Origin of the sequence: Streptomyces atratus, from assembly GCF_900119365.1 — a bacterium.
Classification (GTDB): Bacteria; Actinomycetota; Actinomycetes; order Streptomycetales; family Streptomycetaceae; genus Streptomyces; species Streptomyces atratus_B.
This window is the reverse complement of the sequence record NZ_FPJO01000021.1, coordinates 64,339-89,220: the sequence shown is the minus strand read 5'-3', so window position 1 is coordinate 89,220 and position 24,882 is coordinate 64,339. Positions and strand designations below refer to the sequence as shown.

General features: G+C 69.8%; 26 protein-coding genes and 1 pseudogene. 5 read left to right on the top strand and 22 right to left on the bottom strand.

The genetic code is table 11. The annotated features are described in order from the left end of the window. Window positions 1–97: 97 nt before the first annotated feature. From BT364_RS28685 to BT364_RS28630, 12 genes and pseudogenes are all read right to left on the bottom strand, one after another. Window positions 98–895 carry an SDR family NAD(P)-dependent oxidoreductase gene (locus BT364_RS28685; protein ID WP_072488138.1) on the bottom strand — a complete coding sequence of 266 codons (798 nt, stop codon included), beginning with the start codon at window positions 893–895 and terminating at the stop codon, window positions 98–100. 10 nt (window positions 896–905) lie between these two features. Further along, entirely contained in the window at window positions 906–1,850 is a 945-nt protein-coding gene (locus tag BT364_RS28680; protein ID WP_072488137.1) for an LLM class F420-dependent oxidoreductase, read from the bottom strand. Window positions 1,851–2,083: 233 nt separating this feature from the next. Continuing rightward, window positions 2,084–2,509: a hypothetical protein gene (locus tag BT364_RS28675; RefSeq protein ID WP_072488136.1), complete on the bottom strand. Its 426-nt coding sequence runs from the start codon at window positions 2,507–2,509 to the stop codon at window positions 2,084–2,086. 133 nt (window positions 2,510–2,642) lie between these two features. Then, window positions 2,643–3,518, bottom strand: a complete 876-nt coding sequence (locus BT364_RS28670) for an isocitrate lyase/PEP mutase family protein (protein ID WP_072488135.1) — start codon at window positions 3,516–3,518, stop codon at window positions 2,643–2,645. Between the two features lie 487 nt (window positions 3,519–4,005). After that, on the bottom strand, window positions 4,006–4,968 hold the full coding sequence (locus BT364_RS28665) for a phosphotransferase family protein (RefSeq protein ID WP_072488134.1): 963 nt from the start codon (window positions 4,966–4,968) through the stop codon (window positions 4,006–4,008). A 222-nt stretch (window positions 4,969–5,190) separates the two neighbouring features. Next, window positions 5,191–5,433: pseudogene (locus tag BT364_RS28660) on the bottom strand (acetyl-CoA C-acetyltransferase); the annotation flags it as partial. An 88-nt stretch (window positions 5,434–5,521) separates the two neighbouring features. Then, window positions 5,522–6,151 (bottom strand): TetR/AcrR family transcriptional regulator, encoded by a 630-nt coding sequence (locus BT364_RS28655; protein WP_072488182.1) that lies wholly within the window; start codon window positions 6,149–6,151, stop codon window positions 5,522–5,524. 162 nt (window positions 6,152–6,313) lie between these two features. After that, window positions 6,314–7,660 (bottom strand): dicarboxylate/amino acid:cation symporter, encoded by a 1,347-nt coding sequence (locus tag BT364_RS28650; protein WP_072488133.1) that lies wholly within the window; start codon window positions 7,658–7,660, stop codon window positions 6,314–6,316. Window positions 7,661–8,096: 436 nt separating this feature from the next. Continuing rightward, complete coding sequence (locus BT364_RS28645; RefSeq protein ID WP_072488181.1) at window positions 8,097–8,351, bottom strand: DUF4229 domain-containing protein; 255 nt, start codon at window positions 8,349–8,351, stop codon at window positions 8,097–8,099. 151 nt (window positions 8,352–8,502) lie between these two features. Beyond that, window positions 8,503–9,030 carry a GNAT family N-acetyltransferase gene (locus BT364_RS28640; protein ID WP_177328262.1) on the bottom strand — a complete coding sequence of 176 codons (528 nt, stop codon included), beginning with the start codon at window positions 9,028–9,030 and terminating at the stop codon, window positions 8,503–8,505. A gap of 112 nt (window positions 9,031–9,142) precedes the next feature. Then, window positions 9,143–10,306, bottom strand: coding sequence for an aminofutalosine synthase MqnE (gene mqnE / locus BT364_RS28635; RefSeq protein ID WP_072488132.1), 1,164 nt, complete (start codon window positions 10,304–10,306; stop codon window positions 9,143–9,145). A 96-nt stretch (window positions 10,307–10,402) separates the two neighbouring features. Continuing rightward, on the bottom strand, window positions 10,403–10,858 hold the full coding sequence (locus BT364_RS28630) for an Lrp/AsnC family transcriptional regulator (RefSeq protein WP_072488131.1): 456 nt from the start codon (window positions 10,856–10,858) through the stop codon (window positions 10,403–10,405). Between the two features lie 132 nt (window positions 10,859–10,990). On the opposite strand from BT364_RS28630, the gene BT364_RS43380 reads away from it, so the two are divergent. Then, on the top strand, window positions 10,991–11,125 hold the full coding sequence (locus BT364_RS43380; RefSeq protein ID WP_256260259.1) for a hypothetical protein: 135 nt from the start codon (window positions 10,991–10,993) through the stop codon (window positions 11,123–11,125). Window positions 11,126–11,133: 8 nt separating this feature from the next. Here the strand turns inward: BT364_RS43380 and BT364_RS28625 are convergent, their stop codons facing one another. Continuing rightward, entirely contained in the window at window positions 11,134–11,808 is a 675-nt protein-coding gene (locus BT364_RS28625; protein WP_072488130.1) for a UbiX family flavin prenyltransferase, read from the bottom strand. A 138-nt stretch (window positions 11,809–11,946) separates the two neighbouring features. Here BT364_RS28625 and BT364_RS28620 point away from each other — a divergent pair, with 138 nt between their 5' ends. Continuing rightward, window positions 11,947–12,582, top strand: coding sequence for a rhomboid family intramembrane serine protease (locus BT364_RS28620; RefSeq protein WP_072488129.1), 636 nt, complete (start codon window positions 11,947–11,949; stop codon window positions 12,580–12,582). A 28-nt stretch (window positions 12,583–12,610) separates the two neighbouring features. Here BT364_RS28620 and BT364_RS28615 read toward each other — a convergent pair whose 3' ends face one another. From BT364_RS28615 to BT364_RS28575, 9 genes are all read right to left on the bottom strand, one after another. Continuing rightward, window positions 12,611–13,267, bottom strand: a complete 657-nt coding sequence (locus BT364_RS28615; RefSeq protein WP_072488179.1) for a DUF4232 domain-containing protein — start codon at window positions 13,265–13,267, stop codon at window positions 12,611–12,613. A gap of 481 nt (window positions 13,268–13,748) precedes the next feature. Further along, window positions 13,749–14,666: a menaquinone biosynthesis prenyltransferase MqnP gene (gene mqnP / locus BT364_RS28610; protein WP_072488128.1), complete on the bottom strand. Its 918-nt coding sequence runs from the start codon at window positions 14,664–14,666 to the stop codon at window positions 13,749–13,751. Beyond that, window positions 14,663–16,120: a menaquinone biosynthesis decarboxylase gene (locus BT364_RS28605; protein WP_072488178.1), complete on the bottom strand. Its 1,458-nt coding sequence runs from the start codon at window positions 16,118–16,120 to the stop codon at window positions 14,663–14,665. The genes mqnP and BT364_RS28605 overlap by 4 nt, the downstream gene beginning before the upstream one ends. A gap of 203 nt (window positions 16,121–16,323) precedes the next feature. After that, a complete protein-coding gene (locus tag BT364_RS28600) occupies window positions 16,324–17,199 on the bottom strand; it encodes a glycosyltransferase family 2 protein (RefSeq protein ID WP_072488127.1) in 876 nt (291 codons plus the stop codon). A 20-nt stretch (window positions 17,200–17,219) separates the two neighbouring features. Beyond that, entirely contained in the window at window positions 17,220–18,086 is an 867-nt protein-coding gene (locus tag BT364_RS28595; RefSeq protein ID WP_072488126.1) for a nucleoside phosphorylase, read from the bottom strand. Beyond that, a complete protein-coding gene (locus tag BT364_RS28590; RefSeq protein ID WP_072488125.1) occupies window positions 18,083–19,882 on the bottom strand; it encodes a B12-binding domain-containing radical SAM protein in 1,800 nt (599 codons plus the stop codon). The genes BT364_RS28595 and BT364_RS28590 overlap by 4 nt, the downstream gene beginning before the upstream one ends. 13 nt (window positions 19,883–19,895) lie before the next feature. Continuing rightward, on the bottom strand, window positions 19,896–21,104 hold the full coding sequence (locus tag BT364_RS28585; RefSeq protein ID WP_072488124.1) for a DegT/DnrJ/EryC1/StrS family aminotransferase: 1,209 nt from the start codon (window positions 21,102–21,104) through the stop codon (window positions 19,896–19,898). Further along, window positions 21,104–21,625 (bottom strand): RpiB/LacA/LacB family sugar-phosphate isomerase, encoded by a 522-nt coding sequence (locus BT364_RS28580; RefSeq protein ID WP_072488123.1) that lies wholly within the window; start codon window positions 21,623–21,625, stop codon window positions 21,104–21,106. Before BT364_RS28580 ends, BT364_RS28585 begins: the two co-directional genes overlap by 1 nt. A 106-nt stretch (window positions 21,626–21,731) precedes the next feature. Continuing rightward, a complete protein-coding gene (locus BT364_RS28575) occupies window positions 21,732–22,034 on the bottom strand; it encodes a hypothetical protein (RefSeq protein WP_072488122.1) in 303 nt (100 codons plus the stop codon). Between the two features lie 261 nt (window positions 22,035–22,295). Here BT364_RS28575 and BT364_RS28570 point away from each other — a divergent pair, with 261 nt between their 5' ends. From BT364_RS28570 to BT364_RS28555, 3 genes are all read left to right on the top strand, one after another. Continuing rightward, the gene (locus BT364_RS28570; RefSeq protein ID WP_256260258.1) at window positions 22,296–23,621 is read left to right on the top strand and encodes an NsdA family TPR-like regulatory protein; all 1,326 of its coding nucleotides are present in this window, start codon (window positions 22,296–22,298) and stop codon (window positions 23,619–23,621) included. Window positions 23,622–23,984: 363 nt separating this feature from the next. Next, a complete protein-coding gene (locus BT364_RS28560; protein ID WP_072488121.1) occupies window positions 23,985–24,380 on the top strand; it encodes a PLD nuclease N-terminal domain-containing protein in 396 nt (131 codons plus the stop codon). Window positions 24,381–24,406: 26 nt separating this feature from the next. After that, a complete protein-coding gene (locus BT364_RS28555) occupies window positions 24,407–24,835 on the top strand; it encodes a nucleoside deaminase (RefSeq protein WP_072488176.1) in 429 nt (142 codons plus the stop codon). Window positions 24,836–24,882: the final 47 nt, after the last annotated feature.

The window sequence follows — 24,882 nt, the reverse complement described above, 5'->3', positions numbered from 1 at the left end:
GTCCTCAATCGTTTCTGACACTCCGTCAGATCGTGATGCGTCCGACTGTTCCACCGGCACCCGTACCCGTCAATACCTGACGCACCGTCAGGTTGCGTCAGAACAGGCTGACGCCCGCCAGCCATCCCCCGTCGATGACGAACGGCTGCCCGGTGATGTACGAGGAGTCCTCCGAGGTCAGGAAGAGCGCCAGCGCCGCCACCTCCTCCGGCTGCCCGATCCGGCCCAGCGGGACGAGCTTGCGGTACAGCTCGGCCACCGCCGCTTTCGACTCCTCCGGGTCCGCGGCCGGGTCCAGCGCCGCCGGGTTGGTCATCGCGGTGTCCACGGCCCCGGGGCAGACGGCGTTGACCCGTATCCCCTTCGCGGCCAGCTCCACCGCCGCCACCCGGGTCAGCCCGAGCACCGCGTGCTTGGTGGCGGCGTACGCGCCCACGAACGCCATGCCCGTGAGCCCCGTGTACGAGGCGGTGTTGACGATGGTCCCGCCGCCCGCGGCCTCGATCTCCGGCGCGACGTTCTTGATCCCGAGGAACGCGCCCACCTGATTGACCTGCACCACCTGCTGGAACTCCTCCAGCGGGGTGCTCACCAGCTCGTTGAACCGGAGGATCCCCGCGTTGTTGACCAGCCCGTCGATCCGCCCGAAGGCGTCCTTCGCGGCGGCGACCGCGGCCTGCCAGTCCTCCTCCCGGCTCACATCGAGACGGACGAACCGGGCGACGTCCGCCCCCAGCTCCTCCCGTATCTCCTTGGCCAGCGCCTCGCCCTGCTCGTCGAGCACATCGGCGATCACCACCCGCGCGCCCTGTGCGGCGAAGAGCCGCGCCTCCTGCTCGCCCTGCCCGCGTGCCGCACCGCTGATGAGTACGGTCCGCCCGTCCAGCTTGCCCATGACCTGACTCCTACCTGTCGAGATGGGGTGCGACCTCGCCGGCGAACACCGCCATCTGGTCGGTCAGTTCGCTGCGGCTCCGGCTGCGGAACCGCACCTGGATCTGGTGGACGCCCATGGCCCGGTACACGCGCAGCGACTCGGCGACGGCCTCCGGCTTCCCGGTGAGGGTGCGCCGCCCGACGGACCAGGCCGGCTCACCGACGTACAGCGGCTCGGTGATCGCACCGATGACGATCGGTGCCTCGATCCCGGCCGCCTCCCGCAGCTGCTTCAGCCGGGCGATCTGCGCGGGCAGCTTCTCCCGGGGGTCGCCCTGCGGCAGCCAGCCGTCGCCCCGCACGGCCGCCCGGCGCACGGCGGCCGGCGAGGAGCCGCCCACCCAGACCGGCACCCGCTCCTGGGCCGGCCGGGGCAGCTGCCCGAGGCCGCCGAAGGAGAACCGCTCCCCCGCGAACTCCGGATACTCCTCCGGGCCGAGCGCCGCCTTCAGCGCGTCGATGGTCTCGTCGAGCGCTGCGCCCCGCCCGTCGAAGTCCGCCCCGAGCGCCTCGAACTCCTCCGGTACGTGCCCGGCCCCGACCCCGAGGATCAGCCGGCCGCCGCTGAGGTGGTCGAGGGTGGCGTACTGCTTGGCGGTGGCCAGTGGGTGGCGCAGCCCGACGACGGCGACATGGCTCATCAGCAGGACCCGCTCGGTGATCCCGGCGAGAAGGGCGAGGGTGGCGACCGGGTCGTACCAGACGGTGCCCATGGCATCGGCGAGCCGGCGCGGGATCGCCACATGGTCGCAGCTCGCGAGGTAGGCGAATCCCGTCCGGTCGGCGGTGCGGGCGATCTCGGCGAGGTCGGCGGGGCCGGCCGCGGCCTCCCACTCCTCCGCGAAGATCGCGCTCTGCGACTGGATCGGGAGCTGCATTCCGTACGACAGCGGCCCGGTGGTCGCGATCGGCATCGGGCAGCCTCCTTCCGTTGCACCGGAGGAATCTGACGCATCGTCATCTGACGAGTGCGGGGCCATCGTCGTACGTGACGATGCATCAGACAAGGGGCGCGCGCACCCCGGCACACACCGGCGTCCGGCCGGTCATCCAGCACGCCGCACTCCGCCGCCGCCAAACCGAGGAACGATCCGCCGTCCGACCCGCGCGCGCCGCGTCGGCTGCTGGCGGCCCCGCGCGCGCCGCGTCAGGAGTCCGCGTCGCCCTCGTCGTCGTCCCCGCCGGTCGCCGCGCTCTCGGGGGCCGCGGCGGCGCCGGGGGCCGTCGCCTCCTCTTCCTCGTCGTCCTCGCCCTCGCGCTCGTCCGGGGCGGCCTGGACACCCACGCCCTGCGAGGCCTGGACGTTCTGGTCGATCGCGCCCCCGCCGCCGTCGTGGTCGCTGCCCGCCGTGCCCTTGCTGAGCGGGCCCAGCACATTGAGCGTGCGGTCCACCTCCAGCCAGGAGTCGGCGTTGGAGTTGTCGATGGTGATCAGGGAGGGTCCGTGGTGCGTCTCCATACCGCCGTCCGGGGCGTCGGCCCAGGCGGCACCCGCGGCCCACTGGCCCTGGCAGAGCGCGCCGAGGACGACCGAAGCCAGGGCCGCACGCGCCCTGGACGAGGTGAGTCCCATGTGTCCGTGTCCTTCTTTCGCTGTGGTTCCGGCACCGGGGCCCATGGACCGTGGGGGTACTCCACGGGCCCCGGCCGTTCGGGCGGGGCGGATACGGCCGGGCACTCCCCCGCTCCCGGCGCGCAGTACCGCGTCAGACGGTCACGGCCACGGGCTCGGGCTCGGGGACCGGGTGATGCCTGCTGATGTTCTTCTCCAGCAGCTCCGTCGAACGCTGCACCCCGATCCCCTCGGCGGGCACGAACTCGGGAAGCCGCCCGTCGGACCGCTTGAGATCCGTCAGCGCGCTGTCGATGGCCGCGTGCGCGGCGAAGAGGCAGGGGGTGCTGTAGATGGCCACCTGGCATTCCAGGTCGGTCAGTTCGGAGAGCGAGAGCCGGGGCGACTTGCCGCCCGCGATCTGGTTGAAGAGCAGCGGCTTGTCACCGACCACCTTCCGGATGCGCTTGATCCACTCCACGCTGCGCACCCCGTCGACCAGAACGACGTCGGCGTCCGTCTCGGCCAGCGCCTCGGCCCGGCGCAGGATGTCGGCCTCCTCCGTGGCGTCCGTGCGCGCCACGACCACCAGGTCCCGCCTGCTCTCCAGCACCAGGTTGAGCTTCTCCAGGTACTCCTCCAGCGGCAGCACCTGCTTGCCGTCCGCGTGACCGCACCTGCGGGGACGTTTCTGGTCCTCCAGGATGATGCCGGAGGCGCCGATCCGCTCCAGCCGCTGCACCACGTGGCAGGCGACCTCGGGATCGACATAGCCGTCGTCGATGTCGACCAGCAGGTGGTGGGAGGGGAAGGCCAGCCGCAGCCGCTCCACGAAGGCCACCATGTCCGGCCAGGCGATGAAGCCGATGTCGGGGAGCCCGTAGTGGGAGGCGGCGAAGCCGAATCCGGACACGAAGAATCCGTCGTAGTGCCGGGCCACGACGGAAGCCGAGTACATGTCGTAAATACCGATGAGCGGAGTCGTTCCCGGAGATCGGACTTCTTGCCTCAATGCCGTTCCGTAGCGCACAGCGTCTCTCCTTGACCAATGGATGAACGGGTGTTGAGCGATGCCGTCCCGGGTGCTGCGGGCTCCGTCGACGCCGGGACCCGGAGTCACTGATGGCGTGGGGGCGGGAACACCACGCGCAGACTCGCCCGCAGAAAGAGGCAGCGGCGTTCCAGCCGCACGGGACGTAAAACCGCCCTCTCGCGAAGACGCGTATATCTATACAACCGTGACTGTGTCTTTACCTCAGGACACGCCGCTTTTTACCCTGTGTACGAGGCCTCTCGGGCGTGCGCCGGGGCCTGTTGACGGCGCACGGAATCCAGCGGTTGTTTCCTTTCGGATCATCCGAAACAACAACTCGGGAAAACACAGAATGCCTTGCGCAGGAGCCGTGTTGACGTCCTACGAGACTTCCGGAGCGGCAGCGCGCAAGGCTGCCGTCCGGCTTTTCCCGGACCGCTTCAGCAGTAACGTTCCGCCTTTCCGGGGACCACCGACGGCAGGCCTATCGGTCGAACTGTTCGAGAAGGCTCTCCACATAGTTTTCCAGGCGCCCCGCAAGCACCTCGGGTGTCAGGTCGGTCCGTCCCAGCTCCCGCCACGGAGCCGCCAGCTTCTCCGCGTCCGGGGCGTAGGCGAGCGCGTCCAGCAGCCGCCAGTACAGGTGGTCCGCCGCGCTCGCGGCCGTCCGCCCGCCCGCCGCCTCGTACCGCCCGGCGAAGCTCATCCCGGCCGGGACGCCGTGCAGCAGCGCCAGCGCCGTCGAGCAGTGCGCGACATCCAGGTCGGCCGGGCCCCAGGAGGTCTCGACCCAGTCGACGACCCCGCTGATCCGCAGTTGCGCCCCCGCGCCGCCGAAGAGCACATTGCCCGGATGGAAGTCGCGGTGCAGGAACTTCGGTACGTACGCGGGAGGTTCGCGGCGGATCACGTCCACCGCCCGCCGCCACAGCAGCGGCCGGCCGGTGGCGTCGGGCACCCGCACCCGGTCCGGCGCGGTCCACGCCTCGTAGTCGCGCGGACGGGTCGTACCGGTGACCGCGACCGCGTGAATGCCCGCCAACTGCCCGGCCAGCAGCCCGATGCGCTGCTCCGCCCCCGCATCCTCGACCCGCACCTCACCGGGCAGCAGGGTCATCAACAGCGAGGGATGGTCGCAGTGTTCACCCCGGGCGTCGACGGCCACGCACCGCGCCGCCGGGACGTCCGTACCGGCCAGCAGCCGCAGGATGTCCGCCTCGCGGGCGAGCAACCCCGGCGCGTGGCGCACGTAGAAGGGCTTGACGAAGGACCGCAGGGCCAGCGAACGCCCGCCCTGCGGACCGGAGATGTCCAGCCGCCGCATCTGCGAGCTCCACCCGCCGAGCAGCCGCCGCGCGCCCTCGATCCGCTCCCCCGGCGCCAGGTTCTTCTCGACCCATACCCGCGTCGCCGCCCAGCCGGGTCCGCCGTCCGCCGCTTCACCCATACGGGGAGCCTAAGACCGACCGGCAATTGGGGGGTGGGTGAAGGAGCGGGGCTGGGTGCGTGCAGCTGCAAGGCGGAGGACTGAGGCAACGCAATGGGGTCTCCCCTGCTCGAGCGAAGCCGAGAGCTTGGGGAAGTTGTTGATTGACGACAACGCGGCAGATGTGCGTGCCCAGCCCCGCGACGCCGCCCCCCCTATTGCCGGTCGGTCTCAGGGCTGCGGAGCGGCGACGACCGCCTGGAGGCCGGTGCCGCAGGCCTGTTGGACGTCGTACGCGGGGGTGCGCGGGTCGAGTGCCGAGCCGAGCACGGTCTCGCGGGCCAGGCCGAAGTCGCGGCTGTGCTTGAGCACGGCGCCCGCGGCGAACTCGCCGACCCGCTCCCCCCGGAGTCCGAACCGCTCGACCGGACCGTCCAGGGCGGCCGTGAGCAGCTGCTGGTTGGAGGCCCGCGCGTACGGGCCGACTTCAGGGCCCCCGTCCTGCTGCCCGCCACCGTCACCTACGCGGCGGACGCCACCGGCTTCCAGCTGCGCGGCAACGGCCGCGTCCACCTCACCGGGCGGACGGGCCCGGCGGCTGCCAGGGGCGGCCGTTCATGAGGTTCTCCAGTCCCGCCCAGGAGAAGTTCATCAAGGTGGCCGCGGCCTCCTTCGCCGAGACGCCCGGGGTCTCGTTCGCCCACCCGGCGAGCGACTCCGCGGCGCCCACGAGCGCCTGCGCGAGCCCCGACACGTCACGGTCGGGCAGCGCCGGATCATGGTGTGCCTCGCGGGCCGCGGCCCCGATCAGCTCCGTCACGAAAGCAACGATCTCGTCCCGCATCACCGTCACCTCGTTGGCGAAGGGCTCGCCGTGCGTGCGGGCCTGGCGGTGCAGCACCGCCCACCCGTCCGGATGCTCCGCCGTGTGCGTGAAGAACGCCCGCAGCCCGGACCACAGTTGCCGATCTGCCGGCAGCCCGGGCTCCGCCCCCGCCCGCACCGCTTCGACCAGCGCTTTCGCCTCGCGCCGGATACAGGCGGTGAAGAGCTCCTCCTTGGAGTTCAGATACAGATAGACGAGCGGCTTGGACACCCCCGCCAGCTCGGCGATCTCGTCCATCGAGGCGGCCCGGTACCCGCGCTGCCCGAAGGTCTGCACGGCGGCGTCCATCATCTGCTGCTCACGCACGGCCCGCGGCATCCGTTTGCTCTTCACAGCACCCACGTCGACTTCCTCCCGCCCCCCGGTGTGCCACTCCCCGGTAAGGGTACGGCGCGGGCCTCCGCCCCGTCGTACACGCCGGCGCCCCCGGTCCTGCCCGAAGGCGGACCGGGGGCGCCGGCGTGTGTCGTGCGTGAGCGGTTACGCGGCGACCGGCACCCGCTCCGGCTCGGTGTCTCGTACCTCGTCGCCGTCGACCGGGGAGGACGAGGCCGAGTTGTACGCGTCGTGGTCGAGGATCTTCTCGCGGGCCGAGACGATCACCGGTACCAGCACCTGCCCGGCCACGTTCGTGGCCGTCCTCATCATGTCCAGGATCGGGTCGATGGCCATGAGCAGACCGACGCCCTCCAGCGGGAGGCCCAGCGTCGACAGGGTGAGGGTCAGCATGACCGTCGCGCCGGTGAGGCCGGCGGTGGCCGCCGAACCGATCACCGAGACGAACGCGATCAGGATGTAGTCGCCGACACCGAGCTGCACGTCGAAGATCTGCGCGATGAAGATCGCCGCCAGCGCCGGGTAGATCGCGGCGCAGCCGTCCATCTTGGTGGTGGCGCCGAACGGGACGGAGAAGGAGGCGTACTCCTTCGGGACGCCGAGGCGCTCGGTGACCTTCTGGGTGACCGGCATGGTGCCGACCGAGGAGCGGGAGACGAAGGCCAGCTGGATGGCCGGCCAGGCGCCCTTGAAGAACTGCACCGGGCTGAGCTTGGCGACGGTGGCGAGCAGCAGCGGGTACACGCCGAACAGCACCAGGGCGCAGCCGATGTAGACGTCGGCGGTGAACGTCGCGTACTTGCCGATCAGGTCCCAGCCGTAGTCGGCGATCGCGTAGCCGATGAGGCCGACGGTGCCGATGGGGGCGAGGCGGATGACCCACCACAGGGCCTTCTGGAGGAGCTCCAGGACGGACTCGCTGAGGGTGAGGATCGGCTGGGCCTTCTCACCGAGCTGGAGCGCGGCGATACCGGCGACGGCGGCCATGAAGACGATCTGGAGCACGTTCAGCTCGGTGAACGGCGTGATCACGTTGTCCGGGATGATGCCGGTGAGGAAGTCGAGCCAGGAGCCCGCGTGCTCCGGCAGCTTGCCGTCCTTCGGCGTGAGGCCCGTTCCGGAGCCCGGGTTGGTGACCAGGCCGATCGCGAGGCCGATGGCGACCGCGATCAGCGAGGTGATCATGAACCAGAGCAGGGTGCGGGTGGCCAGCCGGGCGGCGTTGTTGACCTTGCGCAGGTTGGTGATCGACACCAGGATCGCGAAGAAGACGAGGGGCGCGACGGCCAGCTTCAGCAGCTGGACGAAGATGTGGCCGACCTTGTCGAGCGTGGTGTAGAGCCAGCCGATGTCGTACGTACGCGTGAGCCAGCCGAGTACGACACCGAGGACGAGACCGGCGACGATCTGGGCCCAGAACGGGACCTTGGGTATACGGAAACCGGAGCCGGACCGACTGCCGGCAGCGGTGGACGCGGGGTTCGCGGACACGGACACACTCCAGATGTGACGCATCGGGGCGCACGGGGACGACTGTGCGGGGGACGGGGGTGCGGCGCCCGCGTCAGGGGCGGCGCCGCTGCATGGTGCCGTTCAGACCTTGCGGCAACAGACCGCGGACATACAGCGGCAGAGGTCGACATGCAGGCGCTCCACGAGCGGGACGCTCGCGGCGTGTCGATGGCGCACTACTGTCTTCATGTCGAACACGTTAACACTTGAACTTTGAGAAGCTCAAAGCTCTCCTTTGACCCCGACGGGCCCGCGGCACCGCCGCCCTCGCACCCCGGACCGCCCCGGGCGCCCGCGGGAACGACAAAACCCCAGCACAGGAGCAGGCGCTCCGGCGCTGGGGTTTCGATGGAAATCTCTACGCGTGTGAGGAAGCTTACGTAGTCCTTATGCAGCCCTCACGCCGTCGTCACCGTCACGGCGTGACGTGGTCCTCGCGGGTACGGTTCGCCTCAAGGCGCTCCTTGGCGCGGTCGACCTTGGACACGATCTGCTCGGACATCTCGTCGCGCTGCTTGCGCAGCAGCACATAGCTGAGCGGCGCGGACAGGACCAGGGCGAGCAGAATCACCCAGACGAGATTGGAGCCGTTCGTCCCGGAGGGCAGCAGGCCGAAGTGGACGGCCACGGCCGCGACGGCGAAGCAGCCGACGAAGATGCTGAGGCGCATCGCGGTGTACCGAATGGTCGCGCTCGGCTTGGCAGCGGACACAGTTGGCCTCTCTCTCAACGCATGACGGTCCTTCGATCCTGCCCGACCAGTGAAGCATGCCCCGGAATCGATCAGTTCGGAGGGCTCCGCCACAGGGGGTGGGCGTGGCTCAGTGACCGAGCGGCAGCAGCATGATGATGTCGTCGCGGTCGTCGCCGTCGGCCACCCGGATCGCGTCGGGCACCCGCCCGACCTCCTTGTATCCGCACGAGGCGTAGAAGCGTTCGACGCCGATGCCGCCGCGGCAGGTGAGCCGGACGGCTTCGATCCCCTCGATCCCGCGGGCGGCCCGCGCCGCGGCGTCCATCAGATCGCGCCCGTAGCCCTTGCCCTGGTGGCGGGGGTGGACCATGACCGTGTAGAGCCAGAGCCAGTGGGTCATCAGCCGGTGGGTGTTGAGAGTGAGGAAGGCGGTGGCCGCGACGGTGCCGTCCTCGTCGCGCCCGATCAGCAGGCGGGTGCACCCCTCGGCCATGGCGACCAGGTGCTTGACCAGCTCGGGCCGTATGTCCTCGGTCGTGACGGGCGGTACGAAGCCGACCGCACCGCCCGCGTTGGAGACATCGGCCCACAGCTCGGCGATGCCGTCCCGCAGCGTGCGGTCGAACGTCGGATCCAGCTCGAATGTAAGTGTCATAGGAGCAGATTAACTATTACCTATCCTTGGCCTCAAACCGTGTCCGGTACGCGAGAAAGCCCCGGCCGAAGGCCGGGGCTCCCGTGAAACCGAACCGCTGACGACGCGCGAGTCAGACGCGCATCGGCTGCGGCGACTCGCGCCGCCCGGCGTCCGGGCCCGGGTACTCGCGGATGATCTCGTACCGGGTGTTGCGCTCGACGGGCCGGAAGCCCGCGTCGCGGATCAGGTCCAGCAGATCCTCGCGGCCGAGCTTGTTCGGCGTGCCGTAGTTGTCCGCGTCGTGCGTGATCTTGTACTCGACGACCGAGCCGTCCATGTCGTCCGCGCCGTGCTGGAGCGCGAGCTGGGCGGTCTGCACGCCGTGCATCACCCAGAAGACCTTGACGTGCGGGACGTTGTCGAAGAGCAGCCGCGAGACCGCGAAGGTCTTCAGCGCCTCGGCGCCGGTCGCCATGGTCGTCCGCGCCTGGAGCTTGTTGCGGACCTTGCCGTCCTTCATGTCCACGAAGTCGTGCTGGTAACGCAGCGGGATGAAGACCTGGAAGCCGCCGGTCTCGTCCTGGAGCTCACGCAGCCGCAGCACGTGGTCGACGCGGTGCCGGGGCTCCTCGATGTGCCCGTACAGCATGGTCGCCGGGGTCTTGAGCCCCTTCTCGTGCGCCAGGCGGTGGATGCGCGACCAGTCCTCCCAGTGGGTGTCGTGGTCCACGATGTGCTGGCGGACCTCCCAGTCGAAGATCTCCGCGCCGCCGCCGGTCAGCGACTCCAGGCCGGCCTCGATCAGCTCATCCAGGATCTCGGAGGCGGAGAGCCCGGAGATGGTCTCGAAGTGGTGGATCTCGGTGGCGGTGAACGCCTTGAGGGAGACCTGCGGCAGGGCCTCCTTCAGCGCGCTCAGCGAGCGCGGGTAGTAACGCCACGGCAGGGTGGGGTGCAGCCCGTTGACGATGTGCAGCTCGGTGAGGTTCTCGCCCTCCATCGCCTTCGCGAGGCGGACGGCCTCCTCGATGCGCATGGTGTACGCGTCCTTCTCGCCCGGCTTGCGCTGGAACGAGCAGTAGGCGCACGACGCGGTGCACACATTGGTCATGTTGAGGTGCCGGTTGACGTTGAAGTGCACGACGTCGCCGTTCTTCCGCGTCCGCACCTCGTGCGCCAGGCCGCCGAGCCAGGCCAGGTCGTCCGACTCGTAGAGGGCGATGCCGTCCTCACGGGTCAGCCGCTCCCCTGCGCGGACCTTCTCCTCCAGCTCGCGCTTGAGCCCGACGTCCATGCGGCTGCCTCCCAGTTGTCGACGTGCTGTGCGTTTCCCGGTGCCGGTGATACCGGGCGAAACCCCCGGTCCCCCGGGGGCCCCACCACGTTACGCCTACGACTCGTCGGGAAGTTCTCCGACCCGGTTCTCCCACTTGGTGGAGAGCACGATCGTGGTGCGCGTGCGCGAGACGCCCCTCGTGCCGCTGAGCCGGCGGATGGTCTTCTCCAGACCGTCCACGTCACCGACGCGCACCTTGAGCATGTACGAGTCGTCGCCCGCGATGAACCAGGCGTCCTCGATCTCCGCGAGGTCCTTCAGGCGGCGGGCGACGTCCTCGTGATCGGCCGCGTCGGAGAGCGAGATACCGATCAGGGCCGTGACCCCGAGCCCCAGGGACGCGGCGTCGACGGTGGCGCGGTAGCCGGTGATGACACCGGCGCTTTCCAGCCGGTTGATGCGGTCGGTGACGCTGGGCCCGGAGAGCCCGACGAGCCGTCCCAGCTCGGCGTACGAGGCCCTGCCGTTCTCCCTGAGGGCCTGGATGAGCTGCCTGTCCACCGCGTCCATGTGACTGAAACCTTCCATTGTTCAGCAGTATCGCGAGTCTATGTGTAGAATCTAAGGCATGCAGGCTTCATCGCCTGCAAATCTTCCCGAACATCCAAAAAATGCTTTCGAATCTTCAGGAGTGAGGAAACCGTGTACACGATCGAGATGGCCTACGCCCGAATGCGCGAGCTGCAGGACCTGGCCAACCGCTCGCGTGCCCACCAGCCCGCCGCCGCGCACCGGGTCGACCGGACCCGCAAGCCGCGCGCCATGAAGAAGCGCTGACCACAGGCTCAGCCACGGGAGTCACGGGAGCCGCCACCGAGCTCCCCCTCCCACCGGCGGTACAGGTCGTGCGGCACGCCCGCCGCGTCCAGCACCCGCCCGGCGACGAAGTCCACCAGATCCTGGATGTGCGTCGCCCCCGCGTAGAACGCCGGAGAGGCGGGCAGCACCACGGCGCCCGCCTCGTCCAGGCTCACCAGATGCTTCAGCGTCTGCCCGTTCAGCGGAGTCTCCCGCACCGCGACGACCAGCTTCCGCCGCTCCTTGAGCGTCACGCTCGCGGCCCGCTGAAGCAGATCCTTCGAGAGCCCGAGCGCCACTCCGGCCACACAGGCCGTCGAGGCCGGGACGATCAGCATCCCCTTCGCCGGGTACGACCCCGAGGACGGGCCCGCTCCCAGATCACCGGCCGCCCAGTGCCGTACGCCCTCGATGTCCACGTCGAAGGTGTGCGGCTTCCCGTCCGCCCCGCGCGCCAGCCAGCTGCGCAGATCCTCCTGCCAGTGCCCGTCGCGGAACGCGATCCCGGTCTCGTCCAGCAGCGTCAGCCGCGAGGCCCGGCTCACCACCAGATCGACGCTCTCCCCCGCGGCCAGCAGACCGCGCAGCACGGCGGCGGCGAATGGGGTGCCCGAAGCGCCTGAAACCCCGACAATCCAAGGCTGTCGCTGGTGCTGACTCACTGAAGTCCCGGAATCCACACTCCTGAGCCTATCCGGCGGTACGGAACCGGAACTGAGCAAGGTGCCTCGGGCGTTCCAGGGGTGGGAACAGGGACGGCGGGCAACCGCAGGAACGACAGGGGACGGCAGGGGGGCACGATGGCCGCATCGTGGGACCGGTCCGCGCCGGCGTGGACCGCGGGCGACCGCGCGAAGACCGCGGCCAAGCTGATGCTGGGCTGGGTGGCGTTCCTCTGGCTGCTCGAAGCCGTCGACGCCGCGACCGGCCACGCGCTGGACTCGTTCGGGATCGAGCCCCGCCGGGCCGGCGAGCTGCTGGACGTGGTGCCCGCGTCCTTCATCCACTTCGGCTTCGGCCATGTCGCCTCCAACAGCGTGCCGCTGCTGGTCTTCGGCTTCCTGGCGGCGCTGAGCGGCGTCCGCAGATTCGCCGCCGTGGCCGCGATGATCATCGTGGTCGACGGGCTCGGCGTCTGGCTGGTCTCACCGGACGGTTCCAACACGGCGGGCGCGTCCGGGCTGGTCTTCGGCCTCTTCGGCTATCTGCTCGTCCGGGGGTTCGTGGACCGCAGGGCGCTCGACACAGCCGCCGGTCTGGTGGTCGGCGCGATATGGGGCTCGTCGATCCTGGTGGGGCTCTCCCCCGCCAGCACCTCGGTCAGCTGGCAGGGCCATCTGTTCGGGCTGGCGGCGGGCGTGGCGGCGGCGTTCGTCTTCCGCCGCCCCGCGCGCGGCCGGAGCACGGTGCCGCCCGCCCGGCCGCTCATACCGTAGAGCCCGGACGGAGCCCGTGGTGTCCGGGTCAGCCCTCGCCCTGACCGGCGCTCCCCATCGGGCCGACCTTCACCTGGGAGCCGGAGCCGTCCGTGACGGGCAGCGTGGCGGCGCCCGGCCAGTCGAGGGTGACCGACTTCGTCTCGTCCGGCGGGGTCACCACCAGCCCCGTGATACGGATGCCGGAGCCGCCCGACGTGTTGATCGGGTAGTTGATGCCGAAGTACACCGACTTCCCGTCCTTGAGGGTCATCGGGGTGGCCTTCTCACCGGTGCGCTCCGCGGACAGCGACCCCGAGCTGGTCTTCAGGTCGACGCCCGCGTACCCGGAGAGCACGCAGTCCCGGCCGCCGCCGTTCTTCAGCTCAACCGCGACGGTCCCATCGGTGTCGCCGTCGATGGTGCTGTCCGTCGCCGTGATCTCCAGCTCGTCGGTGCGGCACTTGCCGACCTTGCCGTTCTCGTCGGAGCCGGTCCCGGCGGCCGTGCCCTGCCCGCCGGACCCCTTCCCGGCCGAGTCCTTCCCGCCGCCCTGGTCCGAACCGCCCGAGCCCGAACCGCCGCCCGCGGAGGACGCGGACGACGGGGCGGTCTGTCCCATGTCGTCCTCGCCGTTCTGACAGGCCGTGAGCGAGAGACCGGCGACAACGGCCAGGGCGGCGAAGGTGAGCTTCTGTACGCGCATCATTTCTTCCTCAGTGTCGGTGGGGGGTGTCGGCCGCTCGGCACGGTCGGTACGAGCGAGCGATTCTGATCACCAAGAGCCGACCGGCCCGGCGACCCGTTCCGCCCAACCACCCGCTAATACACCCCTGTTACACGCACAGCCAGGCACAACGCGCACCACCACCGGACACCCCCCGCCCGCACCCGCCCCCGTGCCGCACCCGCTCCCTGCCGCCGTCGGGCAAGGGAAACAGGGGCCGGACACGGCGCGCCGCACCGCGCCGTGGCACGCCGCCGGCCGGCCGGGACGACGGTTCCCACCACCGTTCCGCACCCGCTCGCGACCGCCGCCCGCTGGGACGGACCCGTGACGCGGCGGTCCTTGACCACAACAGGTGACCTGCCTCGTCAACCCGCCGCGCCCGGGGCAGCCGTCCGTCGAGGATGAGGTCCTGGATCCGCCGGACACGACCCCGGGCCGGACACGACCCCGGACAGGCTCAGACAGTCAGGCCCCGCACCAGCAGGTCCAGCAGCGCGCACGCGAAGAGCGCGATCCCGATGAAGCCGTTGACCGAGAAGAACGCCCGGTTCAGCCGGGACAGATCGTGCGGCCGCACCACCCGGTGCTCGTACACGAACGCGACGGCGACGATCGCCATGCCGATCCAGTAGAACAGCCCGGCCCGAGTGGCCAGTCCGAACCAGACCAGCAGCCCGGTCGTCACCACATGGCAGACCCGCGCGCCCCACAGCGCGGCCGGGATGCCGAAGCGGGCCGGCACCGAGTGCACCCCGTGCGCCCGGTCCGCCTGGACGTCCTGGCAGCCGAAGATCAGGTCGAAGCCGCCGATCCAGATCCCCACCGCGAGGCCGAGGATCACCGCGTCCCACGACCAGCTGCCGGTCACCGCGAGCCAGGCGCCGATCGGCCCTATGGCCTGCGCGATGCCGAGGATGGCGTGCGGGTAGTGGGTGAACCGCTTCCCGTACGGATAGACCACCATCGGCACGACGGCGACCGGCGCCAGCGCCAGACAGAGCGGGTTCAGCAGCGCGGCGGCGCCGAGGAAGAAGACGACGGCGACGAGCGCCCCGGTCCACGCCGACTTCACCGAGACCGCCCCGGTGACCAGCTCCCGGCTCGCGGTGCGCGGGTTACGGGCGTCGATCTCCCGGTCGATGATCCGGTTGCAGGCCATCGCGAAGGTCCGCAGCCCCACCATCGCGATCGTGACGAGCAGCAGGGTGCCCCAGTGGATGGACCGGTCCGCCTGGAACATCGCGGTCAGGGCGGCGATGTACGCGAAGGGCAGCGCGAAGACCGAGTGCTCGATCATCACGAGCCGCAGGAACGCCTTGACCTTGCTGTTCGGATGTACGGGCCCTGAGCCCAGTGCTGCTTCGGCGGCGCTCACAGTCCGTATTCCTTCCACCGGCGGTCGACCTTCGCCGCCGTCCCGGGGTCGGACTCGACCATGTTCGGCCAGCCTCCGTCCCGGGTGTAGCCCTCCTCGGGCCACTTCTTCGTCGCGTCGATGCCCGCCTTGCCGCCCCAGAACTGCTGGTAGGAGGCATGGTCGAGATGGTCGACGGGGCCCTCGGTGACCGTCAGGTCCCGCGCGTAGTCCGTGTTGCCGAGCGCCCGCCACGCCACCTCGTGCAGATCGTGGACATCGCAGTCGGAGTCCACGACCACGATCAGCTTGGTCAGCGACATCATGTGCGCACCCCAGATGGCGCTCATCACCTTCTGGGCGTGCTTCGGGTACTTCTTGTCGATCGAGACGATCGCGCAGTTGTGGAAGCCGCCCGCCTCCGGCAGGTGGTAGTCCACGATGTCCGGAACGATGATCTTGAGGAGCGGCAGGAAGAACCGTTCGGTGGCGCGTCCCAGCGGCCCGTCCTCGGTCGGCGGCCGGCCCACCACGATCGACTGGAGCAGCGGACGCTTCCGCATGGTCACGCAGTCGATGGTCAGTGCGGGGAACGGTTCCTGCGGCGTGTAGAAGCCGGTGTGGTCGCCGAACGGGCCCTCGGGAAGCATCTTCCCGGGCTCCAGCCATCCCTCGATGACCACTTCCGCCTGCGCCGGGACCTGGAGCGGCACGGTCTTGCAGTCGACCATCTCGATCCGCTTGCCCTGGATGAACCCGGCGAAGAGGTACTCGTCGATGTCCCCCGGCAGCGGCGCGGTGGAGGCGTACGTCACCGCGGGCGGCGCGCCGAACGCGATGGCGACCGGCAGCCGCTCGCCGCGCTTGGCGGCGACCTGGTAGTGGTTGCGGCTGTCCTTGTGGATCTGCCAGTGCATCCCGATGGTGCGGCGGTCGTGGCGCTGGAGCCGGTACAGCCCCAGGTTCCGTACGCCGGTCTCCGGGTGCTTGGTGTGGGTGAGGCCCAGGTTGAAGAAAGAGCCGCCGTCCTCGGGCCAGGTGAAGAGTGCCGGCAGCAGGTCCAGGTCCACGTCGTCGCCGGTGAGGACCACCTCCTGCACCGGGGCGCTCTCCTGCTTCACCTTCTTCGGCGGCACGTGCACCATCGAGCCGAGCTTGCCGAAGGCCTCCCGCACCCCGACGAAGCCGTGCGGCAGCTCCGGCTTGAGCAGCCCGCCGATCTTGTCGCTGATGTCGGAGTAGGACTTCAGCCCGAGCGCCTTGAGCAGTCGCTTGTCGGTCCCGAAGACATTCATGGCCAGGGGCATCGAGGACCCCTTGACGTTCTCGAAGAGCAGCGCGGGGCCGCCCGCCTTGTTCACCCGGTCGACGATCTCGCCGACCTCCAGGTAGGGGTCGACCTCGGCCTTGATGCGCTTGAGCTCGCCCTCGCGCTCCAGGGCCCGGAGGAGGGAACGAAGATCGTCGTAAGCCATGCCGTCCAGTTTGTCATCACCGTTGGCGATCACCTGGGGTGCCCCACCCCGGGTGCAGTGCGCCAGTGCGGGGCGATGGACACGGCGTCGGCCGGGTAAACAAGCGCACGGTGACCTCGCGGAGTCCGTCGGCGAGTGCTTCCAAGCAGACGGTGAGGGCGTTGACGCTCATCTTGTTCTGCCGGGGAAGGGGCAAATTGTCTTCAGAGGATGGGCGGCCTACCTGCGAAGGTGAGTCGCGCCACGGTGCCCCAGCTCATCGGTGACCGTTCACCCTGGCCGCCGCGCAGGCCCTCTCTGAAGCCGTCAAGGGAGGCCCGTAGCGCGGCGCGGTCGCGGAACCGCCACAAGGTCAGCAAGACCCAGGTGGCGAGGTTGAGCGGTACCAGGAGCAGGGGCAGGTTCCGACGCGCCAGCCAAACCCGGTTACGGGCATTGAGCCGGTAGAACCTTGCGTGGCGGGCCGGGTCGGTCGCTGGGTGGTGCACGATGATCTCGGGCAGATACCGGCCGGTGCTGCCGTGGTCCCACAGCCGCCAGGCCAGGTCGATGCCCTCGTGAAAGAGGAAGAAGTGACCGGGCCAGCCTCCAGCTGCATCGAACGCTGAGCGGCGGACCATGACGACGCCTTCCGCCATAACGGTCACGATGCCGGGACGTGCGGGGTTGGCCCGCAGCCGGGGCACCCAGCGGCGCAAGGTGACCCGTGTGTCCGGATCGCAGATGCGCGGCTGTGCGTACGCCAGGCCGAGGTCACGCTCCAGCTCGGCGGCGAGACAGGAGAGGACGTCGGCGGTGGGCAGGTGGGCGTCGTTGTCGAAGAAGAACAGGTAGTCGCCCTCGACGTTCGCCGCCCCGACGTTGCGGCCCTCGGGGATGCCCACGTTCTCCGCGAGGTCGACAGCCCGCACGCCGGGCGGTACCAGCTTGGGCGGGCAGCCGTTGCCGACCACGACCACGTCCAGGTCGACACCTTCCTGAGCGAGAAGCGAGGACAGGGCCCGAGGAAACTCCTCGGGCCGATCGTTCATCGTCAGGACCACTGCCCCGACGGTGGGGCGGGTTGCGCCAGTGCTCACGAGGATGGGTCCTTTGCTGGTCAAGCACGGGCGCGCGTGCCCGCCACCTTCACGTCACCTTGCCGATGACCTACCTTAGCCCCGCCACCGAACCCTCCAGGGGCGGCGCTGAGAGCGCTCAGGGCTGCCTCCAGCGCCGTGTGGAGAGCGGTGTCGGTGTTGGTGTTGGTATTGGGCCGGTCCTCGCGTGGTCGGCGGTCCACGAGAGAGTCGGCGACGGCGAAGACGGCCGCCGCGTCGACGTTGCGGTGCTCAGCGACGGCGAAGACCCCCGCGGCTTCCATGTCGGCGGTGAGGGTGCCATCGCTGCCGTAGCGGGCGACCTCGGCGGCGGTCTCCCGGTATGGGGCGTCCGTGGTCCACCCGGCCCCCCGCCGCACGGCCACGTCCCGGGCGTACAAGGTCTCGACGAGGCGTTCGGTCAGACTCCGGGACGGCCGGACGTGCGAGCCGGGGGCCAGGTAGTGGTGGGAGACCCCCTCGTCCCGTAGAGCGCGGTCGCACACCACCAGCTCGCCGGCATGCACGTCCGTGCGAAGGGAGGCGGCCGTGCCGACGGTGATGATGCGCCGGACGCCGAGGGCGACGAGTTGTTCCACCACCAGCACCGCCGCCGGAGCCCCTAGGCCGAAGCCGCCGCACACGGCGAGCCACCGGCCCCGATGCTTCAGGACATACAGATCACCCCGGACCCAGGCCAGGCGGCGGCCGCAGTAGCTGGTGGCAGCGTGTTCCAGCATGCGTCGCTGGTAAACCAGGACCGCTCCGCCGAGGCCCGCCAGCGTCGCAGTCGGCTGCCGTGCCTTCACGTAAGCGGCGTGCTCGGCCGGATCGGGCACCGCCGGAAGGGCGTGTTTGCCGGGGTACAGCGGGAAGCGTCCGTTCACGCGCGGGCTTCCCTCTCGGCGAGCGCGGCCGCGAACTCCCGCTCGGCCGCCGGATTGACGTGGTTGACCGTGTGCCACGGCAGCACGGGTTCGTCCATGTGACGGAGGTGCCTGTCGTAGTCCAGGCCCCGCTTCTCCAAGGCAGCACCGAGCTGGTCCTTGGTAATGGCGCTCAGGTCGGTACCGGCGTCGTAGAGATCTTCCAGGACGTGGCCCATGCGCCGGTCGCCGCGCGAGCAGACGACCTCCAGGTGCATGCGGCTCGCCCCGAACTGCTCCACCCGGTAGTGCTGCTTGTACTCCTCATCCCCGACGAGCTCCCGCAGCCGGGCGGCGATCTGGTCGCCGTATTCCTGGGCCAGGTCCGGGTCCGCCATGCGGAGACGCTGACTGAGTGTGCCGGGCTTGGGCATGAACTGGTGGAGCTTGACGATGACCGTGCCGTCCGGGTGGCCAAGCCGCTGGCGGACGTCGTGGGCGTAGTCGGCGATCGCGTACCGGTCGGCGGGGCGTTCACCGGGTGCCCCGACGATGAAGTACAGCATCACCGTGTTGACGTGCTCGCTCTCGCGGCACAGGTCGATGGCCTTGTCCACGCGCTCGCGCTTCTGTGTCTTGCCGTACAGGGCGACGAGGTCGGGGGCGGCCCACTCGGGAGCGATGGTGATGATCCCGCGAGCCTTGCCCAGGTTCAGTTCGGTGAACAGGTGGCCGAAGTCGCCGAGTTCAGTGACGGCTTCGAGGTAGTCGGCGCTGATCTCGTCGGCGCGGATGGAGCCGATGATTGTGGTCACCTTCTCCCCCTCGGCAGCCGCGCGTTCGGCGTAGGCGCGGATGTGCTCCAGCAGTTCCCGCCGGTTCTTGTACTGAGTGAACGTCGGGGCGCTGATGATGATCTTCCGCACCTTGTGTGCTTCGAGCCGGTCGACGTAGTCGGTGAGCATGTCGAGCGGGGCTTGCCGGAAGGCAGGGACGCCGAGGTTGCAGAACCCGCACGAGTGGAGGCAGCCGAGCACCGGGTGCAGGCCGGCGGCAGTGCCGTCGGTGACCGGGTAACAGAAGTGCGCAGAGTGCAGGTCGTCGACGGTGAGGTACTGGGCGTCCACCCGGTCCGGAACCGTGAGCCTGGCTGGCCGGATGGCGCTGACGCCGCCGCCGGGCAGGAAGTCGCACTCGTACATCGATGGAACGTATAGGCCGGGCAGGCGGGCGATCAGCTCGTGCAGCGGGGTGGCGCCGAGGTCCGTGCGGTGGGCGTGGACGATCCGCAGCAGTTCGGGAAGGGATTGCTCGGCCTCGCCGAGGGCCACCGCGTCCAGGTAGTCGGCCAACGGCTCGGGGTCGGCCAGGCCGCTGTTCCCGCCCACGACGAGCGGGTGCACGCCGGGTACGCGGTCGGCGGTGCGGCGCGGAATGCCCGCCAGGTCCAAGAGGCGGAGCACGCTGTGCAGGTCACCGGAGTTGACCACGGAAATGCCGATGACGTCTGCCTGGTTGACCGGTAGCGGGGATTCGATGCTGCGATACGGCACCCCGTTCGGGGTGGTGAGCTGGTTGCCGTCGCGGATCAGGCACTCGTACTGAATGGCGCGCTCGGCGACGGCAGGGACATCCGCACTGCGGTTGATCAGATCGCGCAGCGACATGGGCCCGTTGCACATCAGGCTGTAGGCGTGGCCGAACGGCATGAGGAATACCATGCGCAACAGCCCGGCCGGGTCCTTCGGCTCGTACGGGTCGACGACGGGGATCTCCCGGGCGAGGATGCCGTCGATCTCCTGCTGAAGCTGGGACATGCGGATCGCCCTCTCAGTCGGTGGCGCGGTGGGTGCGGGCAACGTCGGCGGTGGCCCGGCGGATGGCGTCGCAGATCGCCGCCTCGTCGCCGGGGCTCATGCGGGGGTGGAGGATCGGGCACAGCAGGCGGGCGGCGAGCCGTTCCGCACGCGGGCAGTGCTGGCCGCTGGCGTGCTCGCTGATCAGGCCGTGGCCAAGGTAGGTCACGGGGTCGCTGATGATGCTGCCGACGCCGTACGTCGCGGCGAGGACGTTCATCAACTTGTGGCGGCCACCGCCGGCCCACTCGTCCGGGACGAGAAGGTTGTACCGGTAGTACAGGTGCTGCCCGCCGCCGAGTGCCGGCGGGAGGGTCAGCTCGTCGATGCCTTCGAGGGCCTGGGTACGGCGGTGGGCCCGGCTGATGCGGGCGGAGTTCATGTCGTCCAGACGGGATAGCTGCACGATGCCCACCGCGGCCTGGATCTTGGACATCATCTGGTTGGTGCCCCAGTGGTCACGGCCGCCGTAGGCCCGCAGTCGACGCAGCCGCTCAGCAAGGGCCGAGTTGTTGGTGGTGACCACGCCGCCCTGACCGAAGGTGGTCATGAGCTTCTTCGACTCGAAACTGAAGACCGTGGCCCAGCCCTCCACACCGACCCTCGCCCCGGTGGGGGTGCGGCCGCCGCACGCCCGCGCGGCGTCCACGATCACGACCGGCGGCCCGTGAACGGGATGGGGGTGTCGGTCGGCGAGGTCGAGGAGCGGCCGCACATCGGCCACCGCCCCGTTCCAGTGGGTGAGCAGAATGGCCCGCGTACGTGGGCTGATGACCCGCTCGGTGTCGGCCACATCCAGGTTGAGTGTCACCGGCTCGGGCTCGGCGAGGACCAGACGGCCGCCCTGTCCGATGACCGCGATGTGTGGACCCACAAAGTTGATCGCGCAGGAGATCACCTCGTCCTCTGGCGCGAGCCGCAAGTAGCGCAGAATCATCTCCATGGCGGTGCCGCCGGAGTTGAAGGCCACGGCGTGGCCGGCACCGGTGTGGGCGGTGAACGCCTCCTCGAAGGCGTCGGTGTACGGCACGGCCTTCCAACCCGTCCGCCAGTCGTCGGACTCGGCCAGCACCTTCCGTACGGCATCGTGCTCGGCGTCGGTGTACCAGCCGCCCTGTGCCGGCTCGACCGGCCATCGCAATGCCTCGATGTGGCGGGGCACGGTGGCGGGGTTCGTGGGCATCAGGAGTCTCCTTCCGAAGGCAGCACGGCGAGCGGGCCGGGCTGGTGCTGGTGCTGGTGCTCGAAGACGCTGATCGCGCGGACCTTCACGGCGGCGGAGGAATCGGCGTCGAAGCGGTGGGTCAGCCATTCCGCAGTCAGGCGGCGGGCCGGCCCGAGCCCGATGACGCCTTGTCCAAACGCGAGCACTTGGGCGTTATTGGAGAGCACCGAGGCCCGCACCGACAGCGAGTCGTGGGCGGTGACGGCTCGGATGCCCTGGACCTTGTTCGCGGCGATGGCCATACCCAGGCCGGTGTGGCACACCAGCAGGGCCCGGTCTGCTTTACCATCGGCAACGAGTCGTGCGGCGACCAACGCGATGAGCGAATAGCTCCCGCGGATCTCGTCGTTGACCCCGACGTCCGTGACGGAGGCCACGAGTTCGCTGGCGTGCAGGTCTTCGGTGAGTGTGTCCTTGTAAAGGCGGCCCGCGTCGTCAGCGCCGACGACGATGCGCAGCCGGTTCGGTTCCGCGCTCATGCGCGTCCTCCTCGGTCGGTTGAGAGACAGGGATGGGGCGATCAGGTGGCTGCGATGAACAGCACGGCCACGGCCAGCCCCGGACGGGAGTCCTGCGCGGCCCCGCTCACCGCTGGTCCCCCTGCTGGGCGGCGGCCGCGTAGCGGGACAGGTGGTCGACGGACTTGGCGAGCAACCGCAGGTTCACGGCCGGGTCGTGCACCTCGTCCTGGGCGACCGCGCGGGCGTGGCGGACAGTGTTCGTCGCGATGTCACGGGCGCGGAGGTCTGCGAGGCCGGCCGCGAACACATCGGCAGGGCCCGCCAGGGCGGCGATGCAGGCGCGGAGGCGGGCGCGTACGGCGTCGGCGGCCTCACCTGTGGGGCGTCCGTTCGCCAGGTCGAGCGCGAGACGGACATCAGCCGCCATGGTCGCCGGGGTAATGGGCTCTTGGCGCGGGCAAGTTGAGGGAGCCCCGACGCTTTCAGTGGGGCTGCTGTCGGTGGGGTGCACGGGAGGTGACCGCCCTTTTCGTTCGATGGCGTCGAATCTTCGGTGTGGTGGTGAGTCAACGGCCAAGCACGGACGGTGAGGAGGTGCCAGGCTGTAGGCCAGTCGTAGGCCCGTGTAGGCCCGCCGTGAGGACCTGTACGTCCCCGGCGCCGGAAGAAGTCGGAGGAAGGGGTGCGGGTGCACGAGAGCCCAGAGATCGGCGAGCTGATCCGGCAGGCGTGCGAAGCACGCGGCTGGGGACCGACCAAGCTCGCCCGCGAGTTAGGAAACGCCGAAGGCCGAGGCCCACACGGGCTGGACCGGCAGTCGGCCCGGCGGTGGATGGCGGGTAAGCGCACCCCCGTCTACTGGCTGCCGTACATCGTTGAAGTCCTCGACCTGAACATGGAGGCGGTGCGGGTCACGCAATCTGCCGGGCCCGCAGGCCCGGACGCGGATACCGTGGCGTCAGTCATCGAGTTGGGAAGGAGCGACGTGCTTCGGCGGAACTTCCTCGCCGCGACGAGCGCATACGCCCTTGGCGCTCTGAACCTGCCGGACCCGGAAAGCATCACGCGGCGGACGAACCGGACCGGTGCCGTACGGGTCGGCACCGGCGAGGTCGCCGCCATCCGGCAGATGACGAAGACCCTCGGCGACGCGGCTGCCGAGCTGGGAGGAGGCCACGCACGGCACCTGGCCGTGCGCTACCTCGTCGACGACGTCGGCCCGTGGCTGGAAGGCACGTACACGGAGAAGACCGGCCGGGCCCTCTTCGCCGAGACATCCCAACTCGTGCACTTGGCGGGATGGATGGCCCAGGACGAGGGCAACGAAGGCATGGCCCAGCGGTACTACGCGCACGCCTATCGGCTGGCCGCCGAGGCCGGCGAACCCGAGCTCGCCGCGACGGCTCTGCGTGGCCTGGCCGTGCAGGCGATCGAGCTCGGCCCGAGGTTCCACGGGGTGGCTCTGCGGCTGTCGGAGCGGTGCGTGGAAGAGGCCAGGGCGCTCGACGACCCGCGGGCCGTGTCGTACTACCGGACGACGCTGGCGGACGCCGCCGCACTCGACGGGGACCGTCGGCTGGCCACACAGGCGCTCGCCGCCTCCCGGACAGCGATCGAGAAGACGCCGGACGCCCCGCCGGGACACTCTTGGGCGTCGCACTTCAGCATCGGCCGATGGGCCCACCACTCAGGCATGATCCTGGCCCGGCTCGGCGACCTCGACCAGGCGACCGAGCACCTGCACCAGGCACTGGAGATCCACGGGCTCGACCGGCGCCGCAGCCGCGCGATCGTTCTCGCCGACCTTGGGCAGGTGCACCTTCGAAAGGGCGATCTCGATACGGCCCTGTCTACGTGGACGGCATTCCTGGACTGCGCGGACGGCATCCGCTCGGTGAAGATCGCCGAGGCCGCGAACGACATGCACGTCCGACTGGACCGGTACGGGCACCTGCCCGAGGTCGAGGAGCTGCGGCAGCGGACGGGAGCCCTGCTGCCTGCCCAGGACACCTGACGGAACCTGCCGGAGAAACGCGGACGACACGGTGCCCGGTCTTCGCTGCCCATTCCACGAACCGGGCGGTCTGCCGCTCCAGGTCTGTCTGCTGGTCGTGGGAAGACCCGGGCGTACAGGCCCACGCCACCGAGGACATCGACAGCTTGGTCGGCCTCGATGTTCACCCGGATCGTGCGTCGGCCCACCCGCTTCGCGGGCACTGGCAGAAGGGGTTCCCGAGGCGCACTTCCGCACCGGCCCCGACCTGCTCGCCGCCCGTTCCCACCTGCTCGCCGCGGGACGCAATTGACACCGGTTACTCTGGGCCCGAACCGGGGCGGGACAAGCCCCGCCAACTCTCCGCAGGGGGACCTTTCCATCATGTTCCGGGCCCTGATCTATCTCCTGCCTCTGGCGCTGACGATCTACGCGTTCATCGACTGCCTGAACACCCCCGAGGACGAGGCCAAGCACCTGCCGAAGATCGCCTGGGTCTTCATCATCCTGCTCTTCTGGATCGTCGGCCCGATCGTCTGGCTGGCCGCGGGCAAGATGCGCCACGCGCCCGCCGGAGGCCGTACGCCGTCCGAACGGCACCGCAACCACCGCTCGCAGTGGGTGGCGCCGGACGACAATCCGGAGTTCCTGAACGCGCTGAAGGAAGAGAACAAGAAGGACGAGTCGCTCCTCAAGGACTGGGAGGCCGATCTGCGCCGCCGCGAGGAGGAGCTGAAGCGCCGTGAGAACGGCGAGAGCCCCAGCGCCTCCGGCGAGTAGCTCCCACGACCGTGAACGACGCGGACATGCTCGCCACCGCCCTCGCCGAGGCCCGCACGGGTCTTGCCGAGGGCGGCGTTCCTGTTGGCGCCGCCCTGTACGGACCGGACGGCACCCTCCTCGGCCGGGGCCGCAACCTCCGTGTCCAGGACGGCGATCCGTCGCTGCACGCGGAGACGGCGGCCTTCCGCGCGGCCGGGCGGCAGCGCTCGTACCGCGGCACGACGATGGTGACGACGCTCTCCCCGTGCTGGTACTGCAGCGGCCTCGTGCGGCAGTTCGGGATCTCGCGGGTGGTGATCGGCGAGGCGCGGACGTTCAGCGGCGGGCACGACTGGCTGGCCCGGCACGGGGTGGAGATCGTGCTGCTCGACGACGCCGAATGCGTCGCGCTCATGCGGGATTTCGTACGCGACCACCCCGCCCTCTGGAACGAGGACATCGGCGCCGGCTGATCCTGCCGCCCCACACCTCCAGATCGTTCGAAATTCCTCTCCACTGC

Excerpts from the sequence above, each read along its gene's own strand:
- BT364_RS28685 (WP_072488138.1), bottom strand. The coding sequence starts at position 895 with ATGGGCAAGCTGGACGGGCGGACCGTACTCATCAGCGGTGCGGCACGC.
- BT364_RS28680 (WP_072488137.1), bottom strand. The coding sequence starts at position 1,850 with ATGCCGATCGCGACCACCGGGCCGCTGTCGTACGGAATGCAGCTCCCG.
- BT364_RS28675 (WP_072488136.1), bottom strand. The coding sequence starts at position 2,509 with ATGGGACTCACCTCGTCCAGGGCGCGTGCGGCCCTGGCTTCGGTCGTC.
- BT364_RS28665 (WP_072488134.1), bottom strand. The coding sequence starts at position 4,968 with ATGGGTGAAGCGGCGGACGGCGGACCCGGCTGGGCGGCGACGCGGGTA.
- BT364_RS28655 (WP_072488182.1), bottom strand. The coding sequence starts at position 6,151 with ATGCCGCGGGCCGTGCGTGAGCAGCAGATGATGGACGCCGCCGTGCAG.
- BT364_RS28645 (WP_072488181.1), bottom strand. The coding sequence starts at position 8,351 with ATGCGCCTCAGCATCTTCGTCGGCTGCTTCGCCGTCGCGGCCGTGGCC.
- BT364_RS28640 (WP_177328262.1), bottom strand. The coding sequence starts at position 9,030 with ATGACACTTACATTCGAGCTGGATCCGACGTTCGACCGCACGCTGCGG.
- mqnE (WP_072488132.1), bottom strand. The coding sequence starts at position 10,306 with ATGGACGTCGGGCTCAAGCGCGAGCTGGAGGAGAAGGTCCGCGCAGGG.
- BT364_RS28630 (WP_072488131.1), bottom strand. The coding sequence starts at position 10,858 with ATGGACGCGGTGGACAGGCAGCTCATCCAGGCCCTCAGGGAGAACGGC.
- BT364_RS28620 (WP_072488129.1), top strand. The coding sequence starts at position 11,947 with ATGGCCGCATCGTGGGACCGGTCCGCGCCGGCGTGGACCGCGGGCGAC.
- BT364_RS28615 (WP_072488179.1), bottom strand. The coding sequence starts at position 13,267 with ATGCGCGTACAGAAGCTCACCTTCGCCGCCCTGGCCGTTGTCGCCGGT.
- BT364_RS28605 (WP_072488178.1), bottom strand. The coding sequence starts at position 16,120 with ATGGCTTACGACGATCTTCGTTCCCTCCTCCGGGCCCTGGAGCGCGAG.
- BT364_RS28590 (WP_072488125.1), bottom strand. The coding sequence starts at position 19,882 with ATGTCCCAGCTTCAGCAGGAGATCGACGGCATCCTCGCCCGGGAGATC.
- BT364_RS28585 (WP_072488124.1), bottom strand. The coding sequence starts at position 21,104 with ATGCCCACGAACCCCGCCACCGTGCCCCGCCACATCGAGGCATTGCGA.
- BT364_RS28580 (WP_072488123.1), bottom strand. The coding sequence starts at position 21,625 with ATGAGCGCGGAACCGAACCGGCTGCGCATCGTCGTCGGCGCTGACGAC.
- BT364_RS28575 (WP_072488122.1), bottom strand. The coding sequence starts at position 22,034 with ATGGCGGCTGATGTCCGTCTCGCGCTCGACCTGGCGAACGGACGCCCC.
- BT364_RS28560 (WP_072488121.1), top strand. The coding sequence starts at position 23,985 with ATGTTCCGGGCCCTGATCTATCTCCTGCCTCTGGCGCTGACGATCTAC.
- BT364_RS28555 (WP_072488176.1), top strand. The coding sequence starts at position 24,407 with ATGCTCGCCACCGCCCTCGCCGAGGCCCGCACGGGTCTTGCCGAGGGC.